We start from the raw sequence: 21,027 nt of genomic DNA on the forward strand, positions 1-21,027 counted from the left end.
GATACTTACCATTGATTAACAGATTGATGGGTAGGGCAAATTAGCTAACTGTCCCCGGCAATTTTGCCAAAGTAACCGAAGAACTACAATCAATGGGGAAATCGACACTTTTTAACCCATCTGGCCGTCTCGGGTTCCATTGCCCGTTCTTTGCCCTGCTTCATCATCCATGCTTTCCCTGCTCACACCTCTAGTTCTGGCCCAAGCTAATCCGATCGCCATTCCCATCACGCCACCACCGGTAATTACCCAGCCCGCCCCCACCATCGGTGACACTCCCCAAGAACTAAAAGTTGTGCAGCCAGTGCGCCCTTTGCCAGGGCAACTAGACCAAATTCCCGTTTTTAACAGTAACAGTCCTGAACTGATTTTTAACGAAGGCATTATCCTCTCCACTTTGCCTTCCATTGGCATGGGCCATCCCTATGCCCACCTAAATCATCCTTTCCGAGGTCGGTTTGATGTCTTTGCCCACCACGTTGTCCAGGCTTCCCCTGAAGGGAAAACTTTATATTTAGGGGTGTTACTGTTCAATGGCAGTCGGCAGGATGCCACGGTGGAAATTCTGCAGGGGGCCAGTTCCCTCACTTCCCCCGACGCTCTATTTATCGATCTTCCGCCGGTGGTGGAAAACAATGACGGGAATGTATTTGCTGGCCCCGGCAGTCGGGTGACCAATGACGTACTACGGGGCAAAAGACAAACGGATTACCCAGACAAATTCGTCATTCCTGCCGGCCAAAGCCGCATGTTAATTAATCAGCCTTTGCCGGTGAACTATACCCCAGTGCCTGGGCAACCACCGCCGATTCGACTACCCCGCAACGGTTTTTCCGCTTACTTACGACTTAATACCAACGTCCCCATTCATGCCGCCAGCATGGCCATGTATGCTCCCCAGAATAGCCTTGGTGTAGAACAGGCTCCCCGTTTGGCCGATTGGGAAAATTTGCTCAAAACTGCCAACCTGATGCAACCCAGGGACCGCATTCCCCGTAATAGCCAACGCCGCATTTATAGCCGGGTGGCGGGGGTTTCCATTGGCTCCCAGTGGCAAGCCACCATCACTGATGACAACAGCCAAAAGCTAACCATTCCCGAACCGGGACAGGGTTTTTCCTATCCCATTAGCGCTTTGGAAGGGGGCCGCATGGGCACCGGGCAAAATCAGTCTGCCCCCATGGCGGTGCGTTACCCTGACACAGCCTATGAGTCCCACGGTAATTATGGAGTGCAATATAGTTTGACCTTGCCCTTGGTGAACAATACCAATCGCAATCAGACCGTGGACCTGACGGTGGAAACTCCCCTCAAATTCAACGATGCCCCCAATGATCAGCTAACTTTTTTGGTACCTCCTGCGGTCAATGTCTTTTTCCGAGGCACAGTAAGATTCAGCTATACCGATCGCCGGGGGCAAACCAATAACCGTTACTACCATCTGGTGCAACGGCGGGGCCAAAAGGGAGAAAATTTGGTCAGCCTCGACCTCAAACCAGGGGAGGCAAGAACTGTGCAGGTGGATCTGCTTTATCCCCCCGACGCGACTCCGCCCCAACTGTTAACAGTGAGAACTCGCTAGATTTGGCTTAGCGGTTTTTCGTTGAGTTTAAGCCGTGGCCACTTTTGTCGACTTCCCTTCCTCCTCCGTTTCCTCTTCCCCCAACCCCAATTCCCGTTTGAGGATGGCAATGGATTTTTCGCCAATGTAATGTTCAGAGCAAATAATTTCCGGCATCCGGATTAAATCATGGCGTTCCGCTTCGATCGCCTGACGCACAATGGGTTCACTGGCGGGATCGGTGATAATGGTGCGGGCAGTGCGGACTAGGGAGCGTAATTTCTGGGGATCGCTCACCAGAGCCGATTTCAAAAAGAGGGATTCTCCCCGCAGGCTGTGGATAAGAATTTCGGCAATGGTGAGAATGCCGGGGCTAAGGCTCACAATGCCTAAGCAGGAATTCTCTGGCAGAGCTTTGACCAACTCTAGCTCTTTGCTGTAATCGTAAATATCAACGGGAATCACCCGCACATCATAGGGAGTAGCAATGGACTCCGCCTCGGCCAAAAAATAACGACTGGTGACCACCGTGCCAGAAGGCAATTCGGACAAGGTTTGTTTGAGGGTTTCCATGGGCACCAACTGCACCGGAATTACTAAAGCTTGTTCTAATTCATTAAGAATTAACTGCCCCGCCCCGATGTCCCGCTGGGGCACAGTGACCAACACCCTAGCCGTACTACGCAGCCGCCAATCAATGGTTTCCAAACAAAGCTCTTTCACTTGGGAGAGGTTTAACCCCTGACCCAGCAGTTCATCAATGGTTTTTTGGATTAGTTGACTGGCTTCGGGATATTCCCGGAATAGGGGGCCATCGAGGATCATGCCCTCCTCGGTGCTGGGGGCTTTGACATAAATGCCTGAACCAGCAATGGATTCCACCAGGCCCGCATCTTCCAGATTTTGGTAAACCTTACTGATGGTGTTGCGGTGCAAGCCCGTCATCATGGCCAGTTGTCTAGTACTGGGCAAACGGTGCCCCGGATGATACTGGCGGGAGGCGATCGCAAAACGAATTTGGTCAAATAACTGCTTGGAAGCGGGAATTTCGCTGTCGTTTTGAATTTGGAACTGTAGCATTTTAGGGAATGGTAAACGAGGAGTAGGCAGATTCAGTCCGGATTTCATCCCAGGGCTTAAGACGGCCCTAACTGGGGAAAGGTTCATTGACGGTTTGGTTTTGATCGCCACTGGTAACCTTGCCCAAGCCATCACTTATTGCCGATATTGCCGACAAAATTTTCCAACACCTTCCCAATTAATTTTCACCGATTATAAAATTCTCAAAATTTCCATCAACTTTTAAAGGGCCGGAGCCAATCCCTAGCCATGGCCCAATCGAGGCTGGAACGAACTACAGCAAAACCAATCAGACTTTCCCCCATCAAAATGGCGATCGCCAGGGGGTCTTCAGTGGTGGGTAACGCGATCAGTCCGCTGCTCCGCACCAAAGTGAAAGCTAAAACCGCCCCGTCCCGGAGATGGGCATTGTCATCCTGGCGAATGATGTAACGATAGGTGACAGCAAATAAAAAGCCACTCAGCAAACCACTACCAAAGTTCAAACCCAGGTTAATCCAGTCCGAATTGAGTGTGCTTGTCAGTAGGTTGAAATAGGTGTTGCCCAGCAAGGTCAATCCATAAACCAACCCAAAGGCGGTCGCCCCGAGGCAACCGGCCTTAATGGACTCCAAACGTTCTTGAAAGCTTAATTGCACCCGTCATCACCCCCCAGAACGAACCATCGATCAATTATTGCAGGAAAGCTAAAATTTCACTGTGCAATTTTGGGTTAGGACTGGCCACAACTTCCGTGGACTCTGGGGTTAACTCTTTGCCCTGCCAATCGGTAAAACAGTAATTTGCCCCGGTCAAAATGGGGATCAATGCACAAAAGTCATAAAAATTTAAATCCGCTTCCACTATTACTAAGGGCATGGCTGTCCAACCGCTAGCGGCACTGAGGTAATTGAAACAATCTCCCCCAAAGGCGGTGCGCTGACATTGGCGGTAAATATCAGCCATTTTCTGTTGCTGAACCGGGGTGGTGAACATTAGTGGTGTGGTGGAGACAATACAGGCGGCAGTTAAATTAATTTCGCTTGCTTTATAGGGATTAACCAAGGGAATGCCATTAACGTTACTTTGCTCTCCCTGTACCCCCTGCCATCGATCACCGCTGATGGGTTGGTGGGCAATGCCCAGCACTGGCCGCATATCTGCATCTACTAAGCCAATGAGGGTGGCAAAAATTGGCAAGCCCCGCACAAAGGAGGAAGTGCCGTCAATGGGGTCTAACACCCAGGTATAGCCAGACTTTCCCGCAATATTTTTGCCTTCCTCCCGAATTACGCCATCCTGGGGGAATTGTGCCTGGATTAAATCCACCATGGCCTGTTCTGCTTCTTCATCGGCTTGGGTAACAATGGCGGAAACCTGGTCTATTTTTGTTCCACCCTGTAAATGGGAACGGCGAAAGTATTGAATAAGGATCTCCCCGGAAACGGCGGCCAACTGCTGGGCAATGAATAGTCTTTGTTCAACCTCTGGTAACATCTCCCTATCCCAAAGACCCTTTCAAACTGGCGATCGCCAACAGTAGTTGATCAATTTCCCCGTCAGTACCCACGGTAATGCGGAGATAATCGGTAATGCGGGGATGGTTAAAGTAACGCACCAGAATTTTCTTTTCCTTTAAGGCTTGGTACAGGTCAGCGGCGGCCATCCAACGGGGAGCGGCAAACACAAAATTGGCATCCGAGGGACATACCTGGAAATCTAACTCCGCCAATTGCTCCATTAAACGGGTGCGAGTGTGGCGTACCTTTTCCCAGAGGGGCACAAATTCAGCCTGGTTCCGTAAAGCGGCGGTGCCCAATACCTGGGCCAAACGATCCAAGTTGTAGGAATCCCGCACCTTATCCATTTCTTCAATCAAGGCCGGAGCGGCGATCGCCAAACCCACCCGCATCCCCGCCAGGCTATAACTCTTGGAAAGGGTACGGGAAATAATCACATTGTCAAACTCTTGCAGAAAGTCCCAATGGTCCTCGTCGGAAAAATCCCCGTAGGCTTCGTCAATGACCACTACTCCCTCCGCCTGGGCGCAGGTCTGCCAAAGGAATTCTCGATTTAAATGCTTGCCTTTGGGGGGATTGGGGGAAGCGAGGAAAATCAGTTTTGCCTCTGGACAAATCACCGGCCCGGTTAAATCAAAATTGGCATCGGTGGCAATTTTTTGTACCTTAGCCCCATGGACTGAGGCGATCGTTTCATATAGGGAGTAAGTAAGATCTAAAAAGGCAACAGTTTCCCCTGGATCGACAAAGGTACGCACCACAATATTGAGAATATCGTCGGAGCCATTGCCTGCTAAAACCTGATTTAAATCCACTCCATACAAATCCGCCGCTGCTTGACGTAACTGGGTCGAAACGGGATCAGGGTAAAGCCTTACTTTTGGTAACTCCGCTGCCACCGCTGCCAACACCTGGGCGGGAGGATCGTAGGGATTTTCGTTGGTGTTGAGCTTGATAAAATCGTTGGTTTGGGGCTGTTCCCCAGGCACATAGGCGGGGGTATGACGGACGGACGGACGGATAGACACCATTGCGCAATTACGATCAAAGGGGCAATAAATCCCTTTGTTTAAAGCTTCTCCCATTACAGACCATACCCCGACACCGTTGCCGCTGTAAAGGCGACGTCTAGGAAAAAACAGGGGAAAGAATGCCCTTTGTTTGGGCTATTTTTTAGGGATGGATTGGGACGACATGGAGATATGCCATGGCCAAACTGCCAATCAGTCACAGCAATGGCGGGGAACATAGGCTTGGGTTACTTGGCCATAGGATTCCAGGTAATGCCGTAGATGGTGAAATTGTTCGGGATTGAGACGGTAATAAATCCAGCGGCCGTCCTGGCGAGTGTGCACCAATTCCGCATCCCGCAGGCGTTTGAGGTGAAAAGATAACTTGGATTGACTAATATTCAGTTGGTCGCAAAGGTCACAGACGCACTGTTCTTGATTTTCCAGCAGAGTTAGCACCTGGAGGCGAATAGGGTCAGACAAAGCTTGAAACCCGACACTGATTAGGTCTTTTTCCGTTGTTTTCACGACAATATAGAAAAATATGAGGATATTAAAAATAATTTATGCGATTTTCTTGCGGATAACCACCGAAAAGCTCTGGATGTATTATGGTGTGAATTGATCCCATTCACCCCCCATCTAGCTACGACATTACCCCACTGTGCAGGCTGATTGGGCAAAGATTCCGTTCAAAACTAGGGAGTGGGTTAGATGCTGGGGAAATGTAGCCAAATTCTTGCCCCCAAAAAGTAAAATTTTCGTTGATTTTGTACAAAATTTGACAAAACAGTGCTACCTTTCGTGGTGGATATTTTTGATCCAAACTAGTTGGCTAAACCTAGGCCTAAATTGAGCCTAACAAGAAATAAACTCTTTTTCCCTTTTTGAAGACGCAAATGAAAAAGTACATTGCTGAATTTATTGGCACTTTTTGGTTAGTGCTTGGTGGTTGTGGCAGCGCTGTTTTTGCCGCTTTTATCGCCGCCCCTGGTGGTGGCAATACCAACGAATTTGGCTTGGGCTACCTGGGCGTTGCCTTAGCTTTTGGTTTAACGGTTTTTACTGGGGCCTATGCCCTTGGTCATATTTCCGGTGGTCATTTCAACCCCGCTGTTTCCTTTGGACTCTGGATGGGTAAGAGATTCCCCGGTTCCCAGTTAGCCCCCTATATCGGTGCCCAAGTTCTAGGGGCGATCGTGGCGAGCTTATTTATTTTCATTGTTGCCCAGGGTGGCCCTAACTTTTCCCTTGACGGCAGCAACCCCCTCGCTACTAACGGTTTTGGTGACCATTCCCCCCAGGGTTACGGCTTTTTGGCTGCCCTGTTAATTGAATTTGTTCTCACCTTCATTTTCCTAATTGTCATTTTGGGCGTTACGGATAAAACTGCCCCCGCTGGTTTTGCCCCCGCCGCCATCGGTTTAGCTTTGACTCTGATCCACCTGATTAGTATTCCCATTACCAACACTTCCGTGAATCCAGCCCGCAGCACTGGGGTTGCTCTTTTCTGTGGCAATCCTGCTTTGATTGGACAATTGTGGTTATTTTGGTTAGCCCCGATCGCCGGAGCGCTATTGGCAGGTTTTGTTTATCACAATGTGCTGGAAGACCTGGGCCGTCCCGAACCCGAAGCAGAGTGAAGCAAATGCTGACACTATCGGGGTTACGTTATCCTGACCCTGTTGATGTTTTTACTCCCCAGATACCTGATGGTTCAGGTTAAGCTTGGGGAGATTTTTTTGGCTTTAACCCAACTCCCCTTAAAAAGCGTCTGAAAAATTGACTTTTGGCTGTTTAATCCCCCCTAGCCCCCCTTGGGATGGGGGAAACTGTGACAAAAGTCCCCTTTTTAAGCCGGAGCTTTAGTGAGGAGATTTAGGGGGATAAATACTTAGCCTTGCGCTTTTCAAATAGGTTCTTAGCGGAAACAGAACTTGCCAAAAATCAACTTTTGGTCTTTATCATTCAGTAAGGCGGGGTTTGATTTTCCGGAAAGATTAAGATAAGTATTGGTTATATGGTTATTAGCCAGGATTATCAAATCTGTCTGACCTCCGTCGCCCTCCTTTTTTCGTTTCTTCCCCCGTTTCCCCTTCCCTATGTCCAAACTCGTTATCGTTGAATCCCCCACTAAAGCCCGCACTATCCGCAACTATCTGCCCCAGGATTATCGGGTGGAAGCTTCCATGGGCCATGTCCGGGATTTACCGGCTTCGGCGGAGGAAGTACCCGCGGCTTACAAAGATAAAAGTTGGGCTAATTTGGGAGTCAATGTGGAAGACCATTTCAGTCCCCTTTATGTGATTCCCAAAAGCAAAAAGAAAGTAGTTAAGGAATTGCAAACTGCCCTGAAAAATGCCGACGAAGTAATTCTGGCCACGGACGAAGACCGGGAAGGAGAAAGTATTAGCTGGCATTTGTTGCAACTGCTCCAGCCCAAAGTGCCCATTAAACGGATGGTGTTCCACGAAATTACCCAGGAAGCCATTCGCAGTGCGCTGGAGAATTGCCGCGATATTGACGAGAATTTAGTCCATGCCCAGGAAACCCGCCGCATTTTAGACCGTTTGGTGGGCTATACCCTTTCCCCTTTGCTCTGGAAAAAAATTGCTTGGGGACTATCCGCTGGCCGGGTGCAGTCGGTGGCGGTGCGGTTGATTGTGCAGCGGGAACGGGCCCGCCGGGCCTTTAAGACCGCTGGTTACTGGGACTTAAAAGCAGAACTGGAACAGAATAAAAATCCTTTTCAGGCCAAGTTGATGACCTTGGGGGGCACTAAATTAGCCAATGGTAGCGATTTTGATCCCAATACTGGTGCGTTGTTGCCCGATAAACAGGTGGTGGTGCTGGATGAAGCCCAGGCGATCGCCCTGAAGGAGCGTTTAACCGGCAAGCCCTGGGCAGTGGTCAATACCGAAGAAAAGCCCGGTGTCCGTAAACCGTCTCCCCCCTTTACCACTTCCACCCTGCAACAGGAAGCCAACCGCAAGTTAGGCATTTCCGCCCGGGATACGATGCGAGTGGCCCAAAAACTCTACGAAGAGGGTTACATCACCTATATGCGGACGGATTCGGTGCATCTTTCTGACCAAGCGGTGACGGCGGCCCGCAATTGCGTGCAACAAATGTACGGCAAAGAATACCTGAGTCCCCAGCCCAAGCAGTACACCACCAAAAGTAAAGGGGCCCAGGAAGCCCACGAAGCCATTCGCCCCGCTGGGACAGAGTTTCGCATTCCCAATCAAACAGGGTTAAAAGACCGGGAATTGGCCTTATATGAGTTGATCTGGAAACGGACGGTGGCCTGCCAGATGGCCGATGCCCGCATTACCCAACTGAGTGTGCTGTTAAAAGTGGAAGATGCGGAATTTCGCGCGGCGGGTAAACGCATTGATTTCCCCGGTTATTTCCGGGCCTACGTGGAAGGGTCTGATGATCCCGATGCCGCTCTGGAAAACCAAGAAGTGATTCTGCCCCCCCTCAAAGTTGGCGATCGCCCGAATTGCCGAGAAATTGATACCGTGGGCCACGAAACCCAACCCCCCGCCCGCTATACGGAAGCTTCGTTGGTGAAAACGCTGGAAAGTGAAGGGGTAGGCCGCCCTAGTACCTATGCCAGCATTATTGGCACCATTATCGACCGGGGTTATGTGCAAATGCGGAGCAAAGCTTTGACCCCCACCTTCACTGCCTTTGCGGTGGTGAGTTTACTGGAATCCCATTTCCCCGACTTAGTGGATACGGGTTTCACTTCCCGCATGGAGCAGAAGTTAGACGAAATTGCCATCGGTAAAACCCAGTGGCTCCCCTATTTACAGGGCTTTTTCCTGGGGGAATCGGGGCTAGAAAACCAAGTCAAAGTGCGCCAAGACCAGATCGACCCGGCGATCGCCAAGGCCATTGAGCTGGAAAACCTGGCCGCTAAGGTGAAAATTGGCAAGTTTGGCCCCTATATCGAAATTCCCCAGGGGGAAGAAATTATTACCGCTTCCATTCCTCAGGATCTAACTCCGGCAGACCTCAACCCCGAACAGGTGGCCGTGTTGCTCAAGCAAAAAACGGAGGGCCCCGATAAAGTCGGTATCCATCCTGAAACCGGGGAACCAATTTTCATCCTCATTGGAGCCTATGGCCCCTACGTCCAGCTAGGGGAAGCAACGGAGGAAAATAAGAAACCGAAACGCACTTCCCTGCCCAAGGGGGTTAAACCGGAGGATGTCACCCTGGAAATGGCAGTGGGATTGTTGGCCCTGCCCCGTAATTTGGGAGAACATCCGGAATCGGGCAAAAATATTAAAGCCAGTCTGGGTCGGTTTGGCCCCTACGTAGTCCATGACCAAGGTAAGGATGGCAAGGATTATCGTTCCCTCAAAGGGGATGATGATGTGTTGACCATCACCCTGGAACGGGCTTTGGAGTTGTTGGCGGAACCAAAACGGGGCCGGGGCAGCCGCACTCCCCTCAAACAATTGGGCTTACATCCCGAAGACCAGGAGCCGGTTAATTTGTTCAAAGGCCCCTATGGGGTTTACATCAAACATGGCAAAGTTAATGCCAGCTTGCCGGAGGGGGAAACGGAAGAAACCATTACCCTAGAAAAAGCTTTACCCCTGTTGGCGGAAAAGGCCGGCAGCGGTAAAAAAACTAGCCGTAAAAAAGCCACCACCACAGCGAAGGGCACTAAGAAAACCACTTCTAAAAAAGCTAGTGCCACTGGTACGGCCAAGAAGACCACCACTAAACGCACCACCCGGAAAAAAGCTGCCAGTCCAGACCAGTCCAGCGAGGCTGGTTAAACAACTAGTTAAATAGAAGGATGAAGAAGCGTGTGACCCTGACTTTTCCCCGTAGTGCGGTGCAAATGCCCGTCACTTATCGGCTGGCCAAGGATTTTAATATTGCCGCCAATATTATCCGAGCCCAGGTGGCCCCCAATCAGGTAGGCAAAGTAGTACTGGAATTGTCCGGGGACATTGACCAACTGGAAGCGTCTTTGGAGTGGATGCGCTCCCAGAGTATTGAAGTTTCCTTGGCTAGTCGGGAAATTGTCATTGATGACCAAAGTTGTGTAGATTGTGGCCTCTGTACCGGGGTTTGCCCTACGGAGGCTCTGAGTTTAGATCCGGATAGTTTTCGCTTGATGTTCCGTCGTTCCCGTTGTGTGGTCTGTGAGCAATGTATTCCTTCCTGCCCCGTCCAGGCGATCGCCACTAATTTCTAACATCTTTGCCGACTCCGCCAACGGTGAGTTATCCCCATGGAATCCCCCATCCAAGCCCAACCCCCCCTGGACTTTTTAGCGCCCAATCTCCAGCCCTGGTTACTCCGGCTCGGGCCGCTGATTTTGCCCTGGTGGATCCGTTCTCAAACGGCGATCGCCAAAATTGAAGCCGAAAATTTGCAGGTTCTAGCTCAGGCCTACGGGGACTTTAGCCAAGGCAAAAACCGTTTACTCCTGGCTTTTCGTCACCCCAGCATCAACGATCCGTTATGTATGGGGTATTTATTTTGGAATTTATTACCGCCAGCTCTGAAAAAAGGTGCTCTCCAACCGCCACCGGTGAGCCACTCCCACTTTATGTATGACCGGGGCATTCCCCTCTGGGGAGGAGATTTTCTACAGTGGCTATTTCCCCGTTTAGGGGGCACTTCCATTCAGCGGGGGAAATTAGACCGCCCTGGCTTACGGTCTGCTCGGGATTTAATGCTCAACGGCCAATATCCCCTGGCCGCCGCCCCAGAAGGAGCCACCAACGGCCATAACGAACTCATTTCTCCCCTGGAACCGGGCATTGCCCAACTGGGATTTTGGTGTGCGGAGGATTTACGCAAAGCCCAAAGACCGGAGCAAACACTAATTCTACCGGTGGGTATTCAATATTTTTACCTCACCCCTCCTTGGCGAGAGATTGAAAATTTACTTTCCCAACTGGAAAACGACTGCGGCATTGGCCCCACCACTGACCATAGTTTGGGCGAAGCCAGATTATACGAACGCCTTTATAGCTTGGGGGAGGTAATGTTGGATCTGATGGAGAATTTTTACCGTCAGTTTTACCAACAAAACTTGCCAGCGGTGGAGGATTTAGCCCAAAGCCTGCAAGAGAATTTTAATAACCTTGAAACCGATCCCAATCAATTACTTGCTTCCCGCCTCCAAAATTTGCTCCATGCGGCATTAACGGTGGGGGAAGAATATTTTCAAATTACCCCGAAAGGAACGTTACCGGATCGTTGTCGACGCTTAGAACAAGCTGGTTGGGATTGTATTTATCGTGAAGATTTGCGGGACGAACAGACTTTATTCCCAGTTAAAAAGGGTCTAGCGGATCGCATTGCAGAAGAGGCAGATTTAAGAATGTGGCATATGCGCTTGGTGGAAAATTTTGTCGCAGTGACGGGGCATTACGTCAAAGAAAAACCGACGGTGGAACGGTTTGCCGACACTCTTTTATTACTTTGGAATGTCATTACCCGCATGAAGGGGGGCAACTTGAACAATCGTCCCATCCTAGGTCGTCAGCGGGTTCAATTAACCATTGGTGAGCCGATTTTGGTGGATGATCATTATGAAGATTACAAAGGTAATCGCAAACTGGCGATCGCCAAGGTAACTGAAGTTTTGCAGGAAAAGTTATCCGCACTAATTATTTAATTATTGCTAATGGTTTCTCCGGTATAAATAAACTGAACAACTTATACCAAGTCGATAAAAAGATGGCATAAATAGAGGAAGAAGAATGCACTGTAAGAATAGAGGATTGAGATAGCCCCGAAAAACTAACTGGACAGGAGAGAAAGTAAGCCCAGGGAAGCTGAATTCGGCCCATTGGGGGATAGAGATTTCGTAGTTTCGGAGGTAGATGGTGTCATACTTTAATCCTACTCCAGTCAAAAAGACTAGCAGGGTGGTAACAATGGCAACGAAGGTTTGAAAGTTCGGCATTGTTGCTGAGGAATCAACGTCCCTATTTTAATCGTTCAAAACTCAGCCAGCCAAAAATTATCTCTGGAGTGATGAACCATTCTTGCAGTTCGGCTAATACAGCTAGGGGATCTTTACCCATTTTTGTTTCTGGTAGTTGGTTCCCTTGGAAAACCATAACGATATTCTCACTAGGAGAAACAAGCCAACCTAGTTGACAGCCATTCCTAAGGGCAAAACTTATTTTTTCGATAACTTTTAGGGGAGATTGATCTGGGGAGAGGATTTCAATGATCCAATCTGGGGGGATATCGATTCTGTCAACAATTTGCCCCCTACTATCTAGGGGAATGTTGTTCCATTTGAAAACAGTAATGTCTGGAACAAGAGATCTTTCCCCGAAGGTGCAGCGCAGTTCTGTGAAGGCATAGGCGAGCTGGTGGGATTCTGCCCGTTGATTAATTTCGCTAGCCAAGGTGGTTTGCAGTTTACTGTGTTTACCCTGGGGCATTGGCTTCTGGATAATTTTTCCGTTTTGATATTCTTGGGCAGGTTTGGTTTCCGGTAAGTTTAAGAATTCTTCTAGGGAAATGCTAGACGTTGTCTCAATAGCATGAATCATAGTTTTTCACTAGGGAAGAGTAACATTTTAGCCCGGGGCCATGACCAGTAGGAATTTTTCCTAGCTGATTCCATTAGGGCTTGATTATAGGGAAGAAAAATTTGCTTTCTTTCCGTTAATTCATTGTTACCCTGGTAGCAAAGGGTGAGAAGTTGCCTGTGTTTATTATCCCTCCTAGCCCTTCTTCGCAAAGGCAGGGACAAGAGCACTGTTTTAATATTCTTGTTTTGGTTTCTGGATGAGGGCAGAAATAATTCACATTTCTTGAACTATTCTTTCCACAGAAAAATAAATCCAATTACCCTTTTTTAAGGGAGATTAAATCACCATTCTCATAGCGTATCCCCATACTCATCCAACAAAGCAAGAATATTTTCTAGTTGTCGTCGATGGGGGGAGTTGGGCTCAAGTTGGTAGCGGATGAGTGCAAGACGGTATTGATTTTCGATTCTAGTTCGGCGAGCTTCTTGTCCAACTCGGCGAGCCTCTCGTTCTCTTGCCTCAGCTCTTCGGTCTCTTGCCTCAGCTCTTTCATTCTCTGCTCGTGCAAGCTCTTCTTCTCGTTCTCGATCCTGTTTTGCTTCTCGAGCCACTGTTCGTGCGCGATCCTCGCTTCTTCGTTGCTCTTCCTCAGCTCTTCGGTTTCTTGCCTCAGTTGTTTGTTGTATTTCCTCAAGTCGGACAAACCCCCGTAGGAGTTGATCCAAGACCACAAACGAGAAAGTAAGCCCGGCGAAGCTGAGTCCTGCCCATTGGGGGATGGAGATTTCGTAGTTTCGGAAGTAGATGGTGTCATACTTTAATGCTACTCCAGTCAAAAAGACTAGCAACGTGGTAACAATGGCAACGAAGGTTTGAAAGTCCGGTATTGTTGCTGAGAAATGGATACTCCTATTATCCCTCTTAGCCTCCCTTAGTAAAGGGGGGAAATTGGTCATAGAACCTCGGGAAGGCAACAAGAAGACCAGCAGGATATCTAACTCATCAAGCCATCGTTGATAGTGGAGGGAAAAGCAATCTTTGCGTAACGCTCTAGGCCAGTGGGAGATAGGTCTTCCCCTTCTGGCCAGGCAATGCCCCCCAGGGGATCTATCTGGGCTTGGCGGAAATAACGGGGATTTTTTAAGCGCCAGTAATTGTCATTGGTTTCAATGATTGTTTGAAGATCCAGAATCAATTCTTGACCATTTTCTAGTTTGATTTGCAGTTGAAAGTTATCCAGAGGAAATACACTGATTGCCTTCAACCAAGGAGTTTTAACCTGAGAGTTCATTCCATTTCTCCATTGACTCTGCTTGATTATCAGAAAAATGGGTTTAAAACCCCCTCCTTTAGGAGGGCTTTAATTTTCTTGTAGAATAACAGCATGAAGCTAAGGTATCAGTACCGATTTTACCCCACAAACCAACAGCGACAGGGCTTAGCCCAGTTGTTCGGATGTGTGCGGGTAGTGTGGAACGATGCTTTAGCTTTTTGCAAAGATTCGGAAAAATTGCCTTCCTACAATGCCCTGTCTAAACGGTTGACGGAATGCAAACAAACAGAGGAGAAAATTTGGCTTACTGATGTTTCGGCAGTTCCATTACAGCAATCGATCAGAAATCTTAGTGCGGCTTACAAAAACTTTTTTGATTCAGTCAACGGGAAACGCAAGGGAAAAAAGGTTAATCCTCCTAAATTCAAAAGTCGAAGATCCAAACAGTCTGCTACTTTTACCAGTGCCGGATTTGTCTTAAAAGATAACGACAGAATTTACCTAGCGAAAATTGGATTTCTCGATGTGGTCTGGAGTCGCCCCTTACCGTCAATACCTAGTTCAGTGACGGTGATTAAGGATAGGGCTAATCGGTACTTTTTAAGCTTTGTTGTCGAAGTTGACCCACAACAATTAGCCGACAATGGGCAGTCCGTAGGGATTGATCTTGGCATCATCGACTTTGCCACTTTGAGTACTGGAGAGAAAATCAAATCTCCCAAACCCTTAAAGGCAAAGCTAAAGCGACTGAGGAAGTGCCAGCGCAATCTTGCTCGTAAACAAAAGGGCAGTAAGCGACGGGAAAAAGCTCGTTTAAGAGTGGCTAAAGTCCATGCCAAGGTAAAAGATACCCGCACTGACTTTTTGCATAAACTGTCCACCAGATTGATCCGTGAGAACCAAACGGTGATTTTGGAGGATTTAAACACCGCCGGGATGATGAAAAATCGTCGTCTCTCCCGTGCCATTTCTGACCTTGGTTGGCGTAGTTTTCGGACGATACTAGAAGCTAAGGCAGTCATGTACGGCAGGGAATTTCGGACGATTTCCCGTTGGGAACCCACTTCTCAACGTTGCTCCTGTTGTGGTGAAATTGGCGGCAAAAAAGAACTCTCTGTTAGAGAATGGACTTGCCTTTTTTGTGGGGCAAACCACGACAGAGATATAAATGCCGCAACAAACATACTGGTCGCCGGAGGGCATTCGGAGACTAAAAACGGACGTGGAGGAAAGCGTCAGACTACTTCGGTAGCGGCATCCGGTGAAGCGTCAACCCACCGAAAAGCTATTCAGTTAACTCTGTTTGCTTCGTAGGAATCCCCCGGCTTTAGCCGGGTTGGAGGATGTCAAAATGCCGTAACTTTAGTGAGCAGATTTAGAGATTAAATCCTAACCTATTGATCGCGTCTAGTTCCTGTTTGTAAAGTTGGGTTGAATCCCCCCCTAGCCCCCCTTAGCAAAGGGGGGGGACTGTTTTATCCCCTTAAGGAAAGAGGGAATGAAAAGCAGAAAAAACCGCCCCCGGAGGGACGGCCATAAATCAGTTAGTTCGATTTATCTGAGGTGGAATAGCCACCCTAGATATAGTTCAGAGAGTTTAGGCGTAGAACTCACGAACCTCGAAGTTAGGAGTCAAGTCCAGACCAAAGGTACCGCTAATACCTGTAAGTTCTACGAGGAAGTCGTCTTGGGAGCTGACAGCCGCAACACCGTTGTTGATGAACAGGAATTCGCGACCAGCCAGAGCACCAGAAGAGACATTGATCTGTTGCATCTCAACCAGAGAAGGCAAGCCGGGTAGCAAGGAGAAGGAGAGAGACGCACCGACACTGTTGTCTGCATTTACAGCTAAGAACACATCGTTGATGTTATTAGCAGAGGCATTAAGGATCGGATCGTTTAGATTGAAGACCGTATTCCCCGCCTGTAAATTAAGGACACGTTGGACGGCAAGGCCGGATGTAGCATCACCAGACAAGAAGTTATTGGCTCCAGCCGCGAAGACAAATTTGTCGTTGTTTACGTTGAAACCAGTAATGTTATCGACGTTGGCTCCATTGACCGCTGCGTTTTCAAAGGCACCATTCATGTACCAGATTTCATTGGCACCGTTAACGCCAACACCGCCGACAGTGACATCATTACCGATATCAATAGTGTCTGCACCAAGACCACCATAGAAAGTATCGTTGCCACGACCACCCACGAGCTCGTCATCGCCGCCAACGGCACGGAACTCAAGGCGGAGTTGAGCCAAATTGATAGCAGCTTGAGCAGCTTGAGCTTTACTATCACCCGCCTGGCCTTGGAGAGTGGCGTAGGGATTGACAAATGTCCAATCGTTGGGATCCAAGGGATCAAATGGCGCTGACAATTGGTCTACCAGGACAAAGTCACCGGCTAAGAAATCATTGCCGTCGCCACCAGAAATAGAATCGTCACCACCGATGAAACTGGTAGTACCGTCTTTGCCAAGCTGGAATCCTTTACCACCATCGATGATGATGCCGTTAGTTATTAATAACACCGACAAACAAGTCACCAACCAGGATGTCATTGCCACCCTCACCGGTAATGGAATCATCGCCCGCACTAACGGTGGAACCATTGACCTGACCTAACTTGAAGTTGGTCAAGTTAATTTCACTGTCGTTGAACTCGAAACCAAACAGTCCGACATCACCAACGATGACATCTAGTCCATCGGCACCAGTCATGGTGTCATCACCACCAATGACGGTCAGAGTCTCAGTCAAGAATATGTCGTTACCAACCCCGTCAACGGCTGCAGCTAAATCGCCAACCAAGAAGTTATCTATGGCAACCTGACCAATAGGAAAGACAATCCCGTTATCACCCTGCTTGGTTGTGATGGTGTCATCGCCACCGATAGCGGTTCTTTCGAGGGATGCATTAAGGTCGATGTCTCCGAATGCGCCAATACTCCAGTCACCAACGGTAATATCACTCCCCAAACCGGCTTCAATGGTATCTTTACCACCATTAAATAAGTTCAGGTCAATATCATCGCCAGTAACCACTAAAAGATCACCGGCAATTACATCGTTACCACTACCGGCGTCGATGTCATCGTTGCCAAATGGTAATATTTCTTCTAGTGGTAATAAGGGTAATAACAGACTATCACCGGAAATGAAATCATCATCGTCGTTACCTTCAATGATGTCATCACCACCTAAACCGGCAATGGAATCCTCGCCACGGCCACCAAAGATGCTGTCATCGTCACGGCTACCGATGATCTCGTCGTCACCGATGTTGCCAATGACGGTGTAGCCATTGGTGTTAGGAGGGACGTTGGAAGCAGATAGGTCAACAGAACCACCGCCAGGATTTTCGATGGTGAGGGTAGCAATACCCAGGTTGAAGGTCAAGCCAGTAGCTTCCCAGTCTTGAACGACCCGAATTTCTGCTTCTGCATCTTCAGACACCTGGAATTGGTCGCCAGTTTCAGAGTTAGCATCGCCGAGGTCTTCGATGACATCAAAGCCAGCATCAACAAAGAAGAAATCGTCTCCTTCACCACCGGACATAATGTCATCACCTTCACCACCCTGGAGGTTGTCATTGCCTTTGCCACCAAAGAGGAAGTCATTTCCTTCATCCCCATTGAGGATGTCATTGCCGAAGCCAAGGATCGGATCCCCGTCACCGCCGACGAGGGTATCATCACCGGCACCGCCATTGAATTCGACACTGCCAATACCAGTCATTTCAATGAAATCGTCACCCTCATCGCCAAAGGCCAGATGCTGACCATCACCGTTACCGGGTTCCCCCGCAATGGGACCGAACAGAATTACGTCGTTGCCTTCACCGCCACGAACGGTGTGGGCACCAGAGATGGCAGCAACCCCCCTAATGAAATTCCTGGGGTTGTAATCAGCAGGTAAACCTAACTGGGCCAAAAGAACTTGATACTGTTCTTCCGTAGTCGGAATTGGCTGATCTGCCGCAATAAAGAGATCAAGGTCAGAAGGCTCAGAATCGTCAAAGAACGGATTGGCTATAGTCTCACTGTCTGGGTCGGCGGTTAGAGCGTCACCGCTGATTTCGATCAAGTCATCACCGGTACCACCTTCAACACTATGACCAGAGCCATTGGCGCTATCACTGGTAAAAGAATCACCGGTAATCCGGACAGTGTCGTCGTCGTCACCAGCAAATACAACATGACCAGCGAGATCGACACCTAGAGCCGCACCATTGCCCGAAACTGCTAAGGTTTTGTCGAATCCGATGAAGATGTCATCTTCACCTGCACCACCGAAGACCACATGGCCAGCAGAGTCACCAATGGCGTCGCCACTGATATTAATGTCGTCATCACCTGCGCCACCAACCTCGTTGATTAAGTCGAAGCTGTTGACCACATGACCAGCAATGGGACCTTCAGCAACACCAGTGAGAAGAATGCTGTCGTTACCTTCGCCACCAATGACAGTGTGACCAGCATCTGTATCACTGAAAGCATCACCGGTAATGGTTAACTCGTCATTGCCAGCACCACCATCCAGGATATGACCTTTGGAGATTACGTCTTTCAGATCTTCGCTGAGGGTAAAGGCATCCCGAGCGATGGAAATTTCGTCGTTACCGGAACCACTGAGGAAAGTAATGTCACCACCGGGGCGGTCATCAAAGAAAGCTTTCAAATCACCGGTAAAGACTTCCCGGCCTTCAAATTCAGGAATGAGGGCAGAACCAGTGGCATCAACCTTAACAACAGAGCCAATCAGGGAAGTGGACAAGGTGAGGTTTTCAATGCCAGTGATGCCAATGCTCTCAACTGCCACAATGCCTTCAATGTCTACCGTGTTGGTATTACCTTTGGACGAGGTGGTAACCCCGGAGGTGAGGCCAAGGGTTTCGTAGCCACCGTTGCCGGAGAAGTCGCTGATCTTGATACTGGTGACATCAGGACCGTCCTCGGTGACTTGGTCTACTGTGAGTAGCAAGAGATCATTGTCCCCGGCTAATTCGGGGTCAGCAATGCTGAAGCTAACATCATCACCGAAGAAGTAGTTGGTAACGGAGACGGTTTCCAAAGCAGTTTGGAGGTTGATGAGCTCTAGGTCACCACCTTTGGTACCGCTCGCTGCAACGTTTTTCAGACCAGTGATGAAACCTTGACCAACCACGTCGAAATCATTCGACACCAAAGTCAGGTCGTTTTCGATTAGGGTGGCTACGAGGGTTTCGATTCCATCCAGCACCGGGAAAATGGTATTGATGTTACCAAAGGTGGCTTCTTGCCAGGTCAAGCTCAAAGTTGGATCTTCGCCGGTACCAGTCAGGCGATCATTACTGTTGAGGGTATTAAAGATGGAGCCACCTTCAACCACAGCCACCGACAGGAAGGAGTTGCCAGAACGAATGTCAGCTTGAGGCGTCAGGATAACGTCAGCCACAAGGAAGTTGAAATCAGACGCATTGGTGGCACCATTGACGATAACAGCCTCGGCTTCGGTGATAACACCAAGATCGGGGTTGGTGTTGGTGAGGGAGTAGCTAACCGCACCGTCAAGAAGAGTAGAGGGCGCAGCGCTGAGATTGTCTAGGGTATCCGCAATGATGTAGGTGAACCCTGCATTAAGGTTAGGCAGACTCAAGAGGTCCTCCGCCTGGGCAACGCTTAAAGGTACATCGGTGTTGTTTACGATTACCTCAGCGGCATTAACAATGGCCGGGGTGGAGAGGGCCGCCAAGATATTGGCAGAAGTATCTTCCACAATGTAGGAAGGACCAACGGGAATACCCAGACCTTGTAAAAACGTCGCAGAAGCAACGCTTACGGGAACGTCAGGATCGGACAAAGTGATGGCAGTGGCGCCACCGGAAACTCCTGGGTCAGCAACAATATTCGCGGAGGTGTCTGCGATGGCATACACACCATCAAAATTACCGAGGGCGAGGAGTTGGGACGCAGTGGCAACATCTACGATGTCGGTGATACCAACGCTAGCGGCACCAGATACGGCGGCACCACCAGCCAACACATCAGCGGCGGTGTCAAGGATATCCCAGGTCACACCGGCGGCCAGTTCGTCAGCGGTGGCTAGCAGTATATTTGCATCTTCCACGCTCAGGGGGGCAGCGGGGGACTGATTCGCAATGACATTATTTGCCCCAGTCACAACGGGGTCGTCAGCACCAGCGATCAAGTTATCAGCAGTATCGCTAATGGTGTAAGCGGGGGGTAGGTTGGGGGTGGCTTGGGCCTGGGCAATGGTGAAGACGCTCAGGGAAGCCGCAATTTCCACAATCTGGGCTTCTGCCGCAAGCACACTCGCATTGGTATCATCAACCGTAGCAATGATGCCCGCAGCCTCGGCATACTGGGCTTCTGTAAATGTATTAACCCCTGCAGTGGACAGAGCTTCGGTGTAGGACAGGGAAACATCAGCTTTGTTGGTCAGCGCCTCGAGGCGATCGGTCAGACCAGCAGCGGCGGAAGCATTGTTCAGCGCGTTGGGGAAATCTAGATAGTTGTCGGGGGACAGGGACAACCAGTTAATCCAGTAGTCCAATTCCTCCGTGGGGACCAGGGAGGTATCGTTAATGTCAATGTTGTAGAGATTGGCAAAAACCTGGGCTACATACTGGCGTTTGTCAGCGGTTTGGGGCGCTTGGAAAAAGGGATACTTAATAGCTGCATCGGGGCTGCTGGCAAACAGGGCAACTGCTTCTGCATAGGTGATGTTTGCCCCATCTGTGGCCCACCAATTCAGATCACTGGCGGATACACCACGGCCGGTGTACATGATCTGTAGAGCCGCAATTACGTTAGGACTTAGTGCCATAGGACTTCTTAAAACTCCTCAGTTTTTACGGTAAAAAATATACAAAACAGGGTTCATCTATGTGTGTCTCGGAGTTGCTTAGGGTAATCATAGCAAGAATCGCCTTGCTGTCAAGACTAGAAGCATACCGCTGTTAACACGATGAATCCTCGCACTTTTTCGACATTGTCTACTTGGCGAACAGTAGGACTTGTTCTAGTCCACCCAACGAGGCAAGCCCATGGGGATCGTCTAGAATCGCTACTCCA

16 protein-coding genes are annotated in these 21,027 nt (G+C 49.3%); 6 read left to right on the forward strand and 10 right to left on the reverse strand.

What is annotated here, in order from left to right:
• Nucleotides 1-169 precede the first annotated feature (169 nt).
• Nucleotides 170-1,582: a DUF3370 domain-containing protein gene (locus SYNPCCP_RS06635; protein WP_010872486.1), complete on the forward strand. Its 1,413-nt coding sequence runs from the start codon at nucleotides 170-172 to the stop codon at nucleotides 1,580-1,582.
• Between the two features lie 27 nt (nucleotides 1,583-1,609).
• On the opposite strand, the gene SYNPCCP_RS06640 is transcribed toward SYNPCCP_RS06635, so the two are convergent.
• The 5 genes from SYNPCCP_RS06640 to SYNPCCP_RS06660 all read right to left on the reverse strand — a co-directional run bounded on the left by SYNPCCP_RS06640 (nucleotide 1,610) and on the right by SYNPCCP_RS06660 (nucleotide 5,678).
• Nucleotides 1,610-2,776, reverse strand: a complete 1,167-nt coding sequence (locus SYNPCCP_RS06640) for a GntR family transcriptional regulator (RefSeq protein ID WP_010872487.1) — start codon at nucleotides 2,774-2,776, stop codon at nucleotides 1,610-1,612.
• An 80-nt stretch (nucleotides 2,777-2,856) separates the two neighbouring features.
• Nucleotides 2,857-3,279: a hypothetical protein gene (locus SYNPCCP_RS06645; protein ID WP_010872488.1), complete on the reverse strand. Its 423-nt coding sequence runs from the start codon at nucleotides 3,277-3,279 to the stop codon at nucleotides 2,857-2,859.
• 34 nt (nucleotides 3,280-3,313) lie between these two features.
• The gene (hisN, locus tag SYNPCCP_RS06650) at nucleotides 3,314-4,117 is read right to left on the reverse strand and encodes a histidinol-phosphatase (RefSeq protein ID WP_010872489.1); all 804 of its coding nucleotides are present in this window, start codon (nucleotides 4,115-4,117) and stop codon (nucleotides 3,314-3,316) included.
• 4 nt (nucleotides 4,118-4,121) lie between these two features.
• Nucleotides 4,122-5,171, reverse strand: a complete 1,050-nt coding sequence (hisC, locus tag SYNPCCP_RS06655) for a histidinol-phosphate transaminase (RefSeq protein ID WP_014407103.1) — start codon at nucleotides 5,169-5,171, stop codon at nucleotides 4,122-4,124.
• 192 nt (nucleotides 5,172-5,363) lie between these two features.
• Nucleotides 5,364-5,678 carry a helix-turn-helix transcriptional regulator gene (locus tag SYNPCCP_RS06660; RefSeq protein WP_010872491.1) on the reverse strand — a complete coding sequence of 105 codons (315 nt, stop codon included), beginning with the start codon at nucleotides 5,676-5,678 and terminating at the stop codon, nucleotides 5,364-5,366.
• Between the two features lie 371 nt (nucleotides 5,679-6,049).
• Between SYNPCCP_RS06660 and aqpZ the strand changes: the two genes are divergently transcribed.
• The 4 genes from aqpZ to SYNPCCP_RS06680 all read left to right on the forward strand — a co-directional run bounded on the left by aqpZ (nucleotide 6,050) and on the right by SYNPCCP_RS06680 (nucleotide 11,808).
• Nucleotides 6,050-6,793 carry an aquaporin Z gene (gene aqpZ / locus SYNPCCP_RS06665; protein ID WP_010872492.1) on the forward strand — a complete coding sequence of 248 codons (744 nt, stop codon included), beginning with the start codon at nucleotides 6,050-6,052 and terminating at the stop codon, nucleotides 6,791-6,793.
• 459 nt (nucleotides 6,794-7,252) lie between these two features.
• Nucleotides 7,253-9,949: a type I DNA topoisomerase gene (topA, locus tag SYNPCCP_RS06670; RefSeq protein ID WP_010872493.1), complete on the forward strand. Its 2,697-nt coding sequence runs from the start codon at nucleotides 7,253-7,255 to the stop codon at nucleotides 9,947-9,949.
• 20 nt (nucleotides 9,950-9,969) lie between these two features.
• On the forward strand, nucleotides 9,970-10,374 hold the full coding sequence (locus tag SYNPCCP_RS06675) for an NIL domain-containing protein (protein ID WP_010872494.1): 405 nt from the start codon (nucleotides 9,970-9,972) through the stop codon (nucleotides 10,372-10,374).
• Nucleotides 10,375-10,410: 36 nt separating this feature from the next.
• On the forward strand, nucleotides 10,411-11,808 hold the full coding sequence (locus tag SYNPCCP_RS06680; RefSeq protein ID WP_010872495.1) for a 1-acyl-sn-glycerol-3-phosphate acyltransferase: 1,398 nt from the start codon (nucleotides 10,411-10,413) through the stop codon (nucleotides 11,806-11,808).
• A gap of 313 nt (nucleotides 11,809-12,121) precedes the next feature.
• Here SYNPCCP_RS06680 and SYNPCCP_RS06685 read toward each other — a convergent pair whose 3' ends face one another.
• The 3 genes from SYNPCCP_RS06685 to SYNPCCP_RS06695 all read right to left on the reverse strand — a co-directional run bounded on the left by SYNPCCP_RS06685 (nucleotide 12,122) and on the right by SYNPCCP_RS06695 (nucleotide 13,973).
• On the reverse strand, nucleotides 12,122-12,700 hold the full coding sequence (locus tag SYNPCCP_RS06685; RefSeq protein ID WP_010872496.1) for a Uma2 family endonuclease: 579 nt from the start codon (nucleotides 12,698-12,700) through the stop codon (nucleotides 12,122-12,124).
• A 376-nt stretch (nucleotides 12,701-13,076) separates the two neighbouring features.
• Nucleotides 13,077-13,376 (reverse strand): hypothetical protein, encoded by a 300-nt coding sequence (locus SYNPCCP_RS17430; RefSeq protein ID WP_041425807.1) that lies wholly within the window; start codon nucleotides 13,374-13,376, stop codon nucleotides 13,077-13,079.
• 300 nt (nucleotides 13,377-13,676) lie between these two features.
• Nucleotides 13,677-13,973 carry a DUF2442 domain-containing protein gene (locus SYNPCCP_RS06695; RefSeq protein ID WP_010872498.1) on the reverse strand — a complete coding sequence of 99 codons (297 nt, stop codon included), beginning with the start codon at nucleotides 13,971-13,973 and terminating at the stop codon, nucleotides 13,677-13,679.
• Between the two features lie 93 nt (nucleotides 13,974-14,066).
• Here SYNPCCP_RS06695 and SYNPCCP_RS06700 point away from each other — a divergent pair, with 93 nt between their 5' ends.
• On the forward strand, nucleotides 14,067-15,269 hold the full coding sequence (locus SYNPCCP_RS06700; RefSeq protein ID WP_010872499.1) for an RNA-guided endonuclease TnpB family protein: 1,203 nt from the start codon (nucleotides 14,067-14,069) through the stop codon (nucleotides 15,267-15,269).
• Nucleotides 15,270-15,552: 283 nt separating this feature from the next.
• On the opposite strand, the gene SYNPCCP_RS06705 is transcribed toward SYNPCCP_RS06700, so the two are convergent.
• Together SYNPCCP_RS06705 and SYNPCCP_RS06710 are read right to left on the reverse strand one after the other, a co-directional pair.
• Nucleotides 15,553-16,512, reverse strand: coding sequence for a bluetail domain-containing putative surface protein (locus tag SYNPCCP_RS06705; RefSeq protein WP_148275190.1), 960 nt, complete (start codon nucleotides 16,510-16,512; stop codon nucleotides 15,553-15,555).
• Complete coding sequence (locus SYNPCCP_RS06710; protein WP_014407174.1) at nucleotides 16,466-20,779, reverse strand: calcium-binding protein; 4,314 nt, start codon at nucleotides 20,777-20,779, stop codon at nucleotides 16,466-16,468. Before SYNPCCP_RS06710 ends, SYNPCCP_RS06705 begins: the two co-directional genes overlap by 47 nt.
• Nucleotides 20,780-21,027: the final 248 nt, after the last annotated feature.

Source organism: Synechocystis sp. PCC 6803 substr. PCC-P, from assembly GCF_000284455.1.
In the GTDB taxonomy this organism is placed as follows: Bacteria; Cyanobacteriota; Cyanobacteriia; order Cyanobacteriales; family Microcystaceae; genus Synechocystis.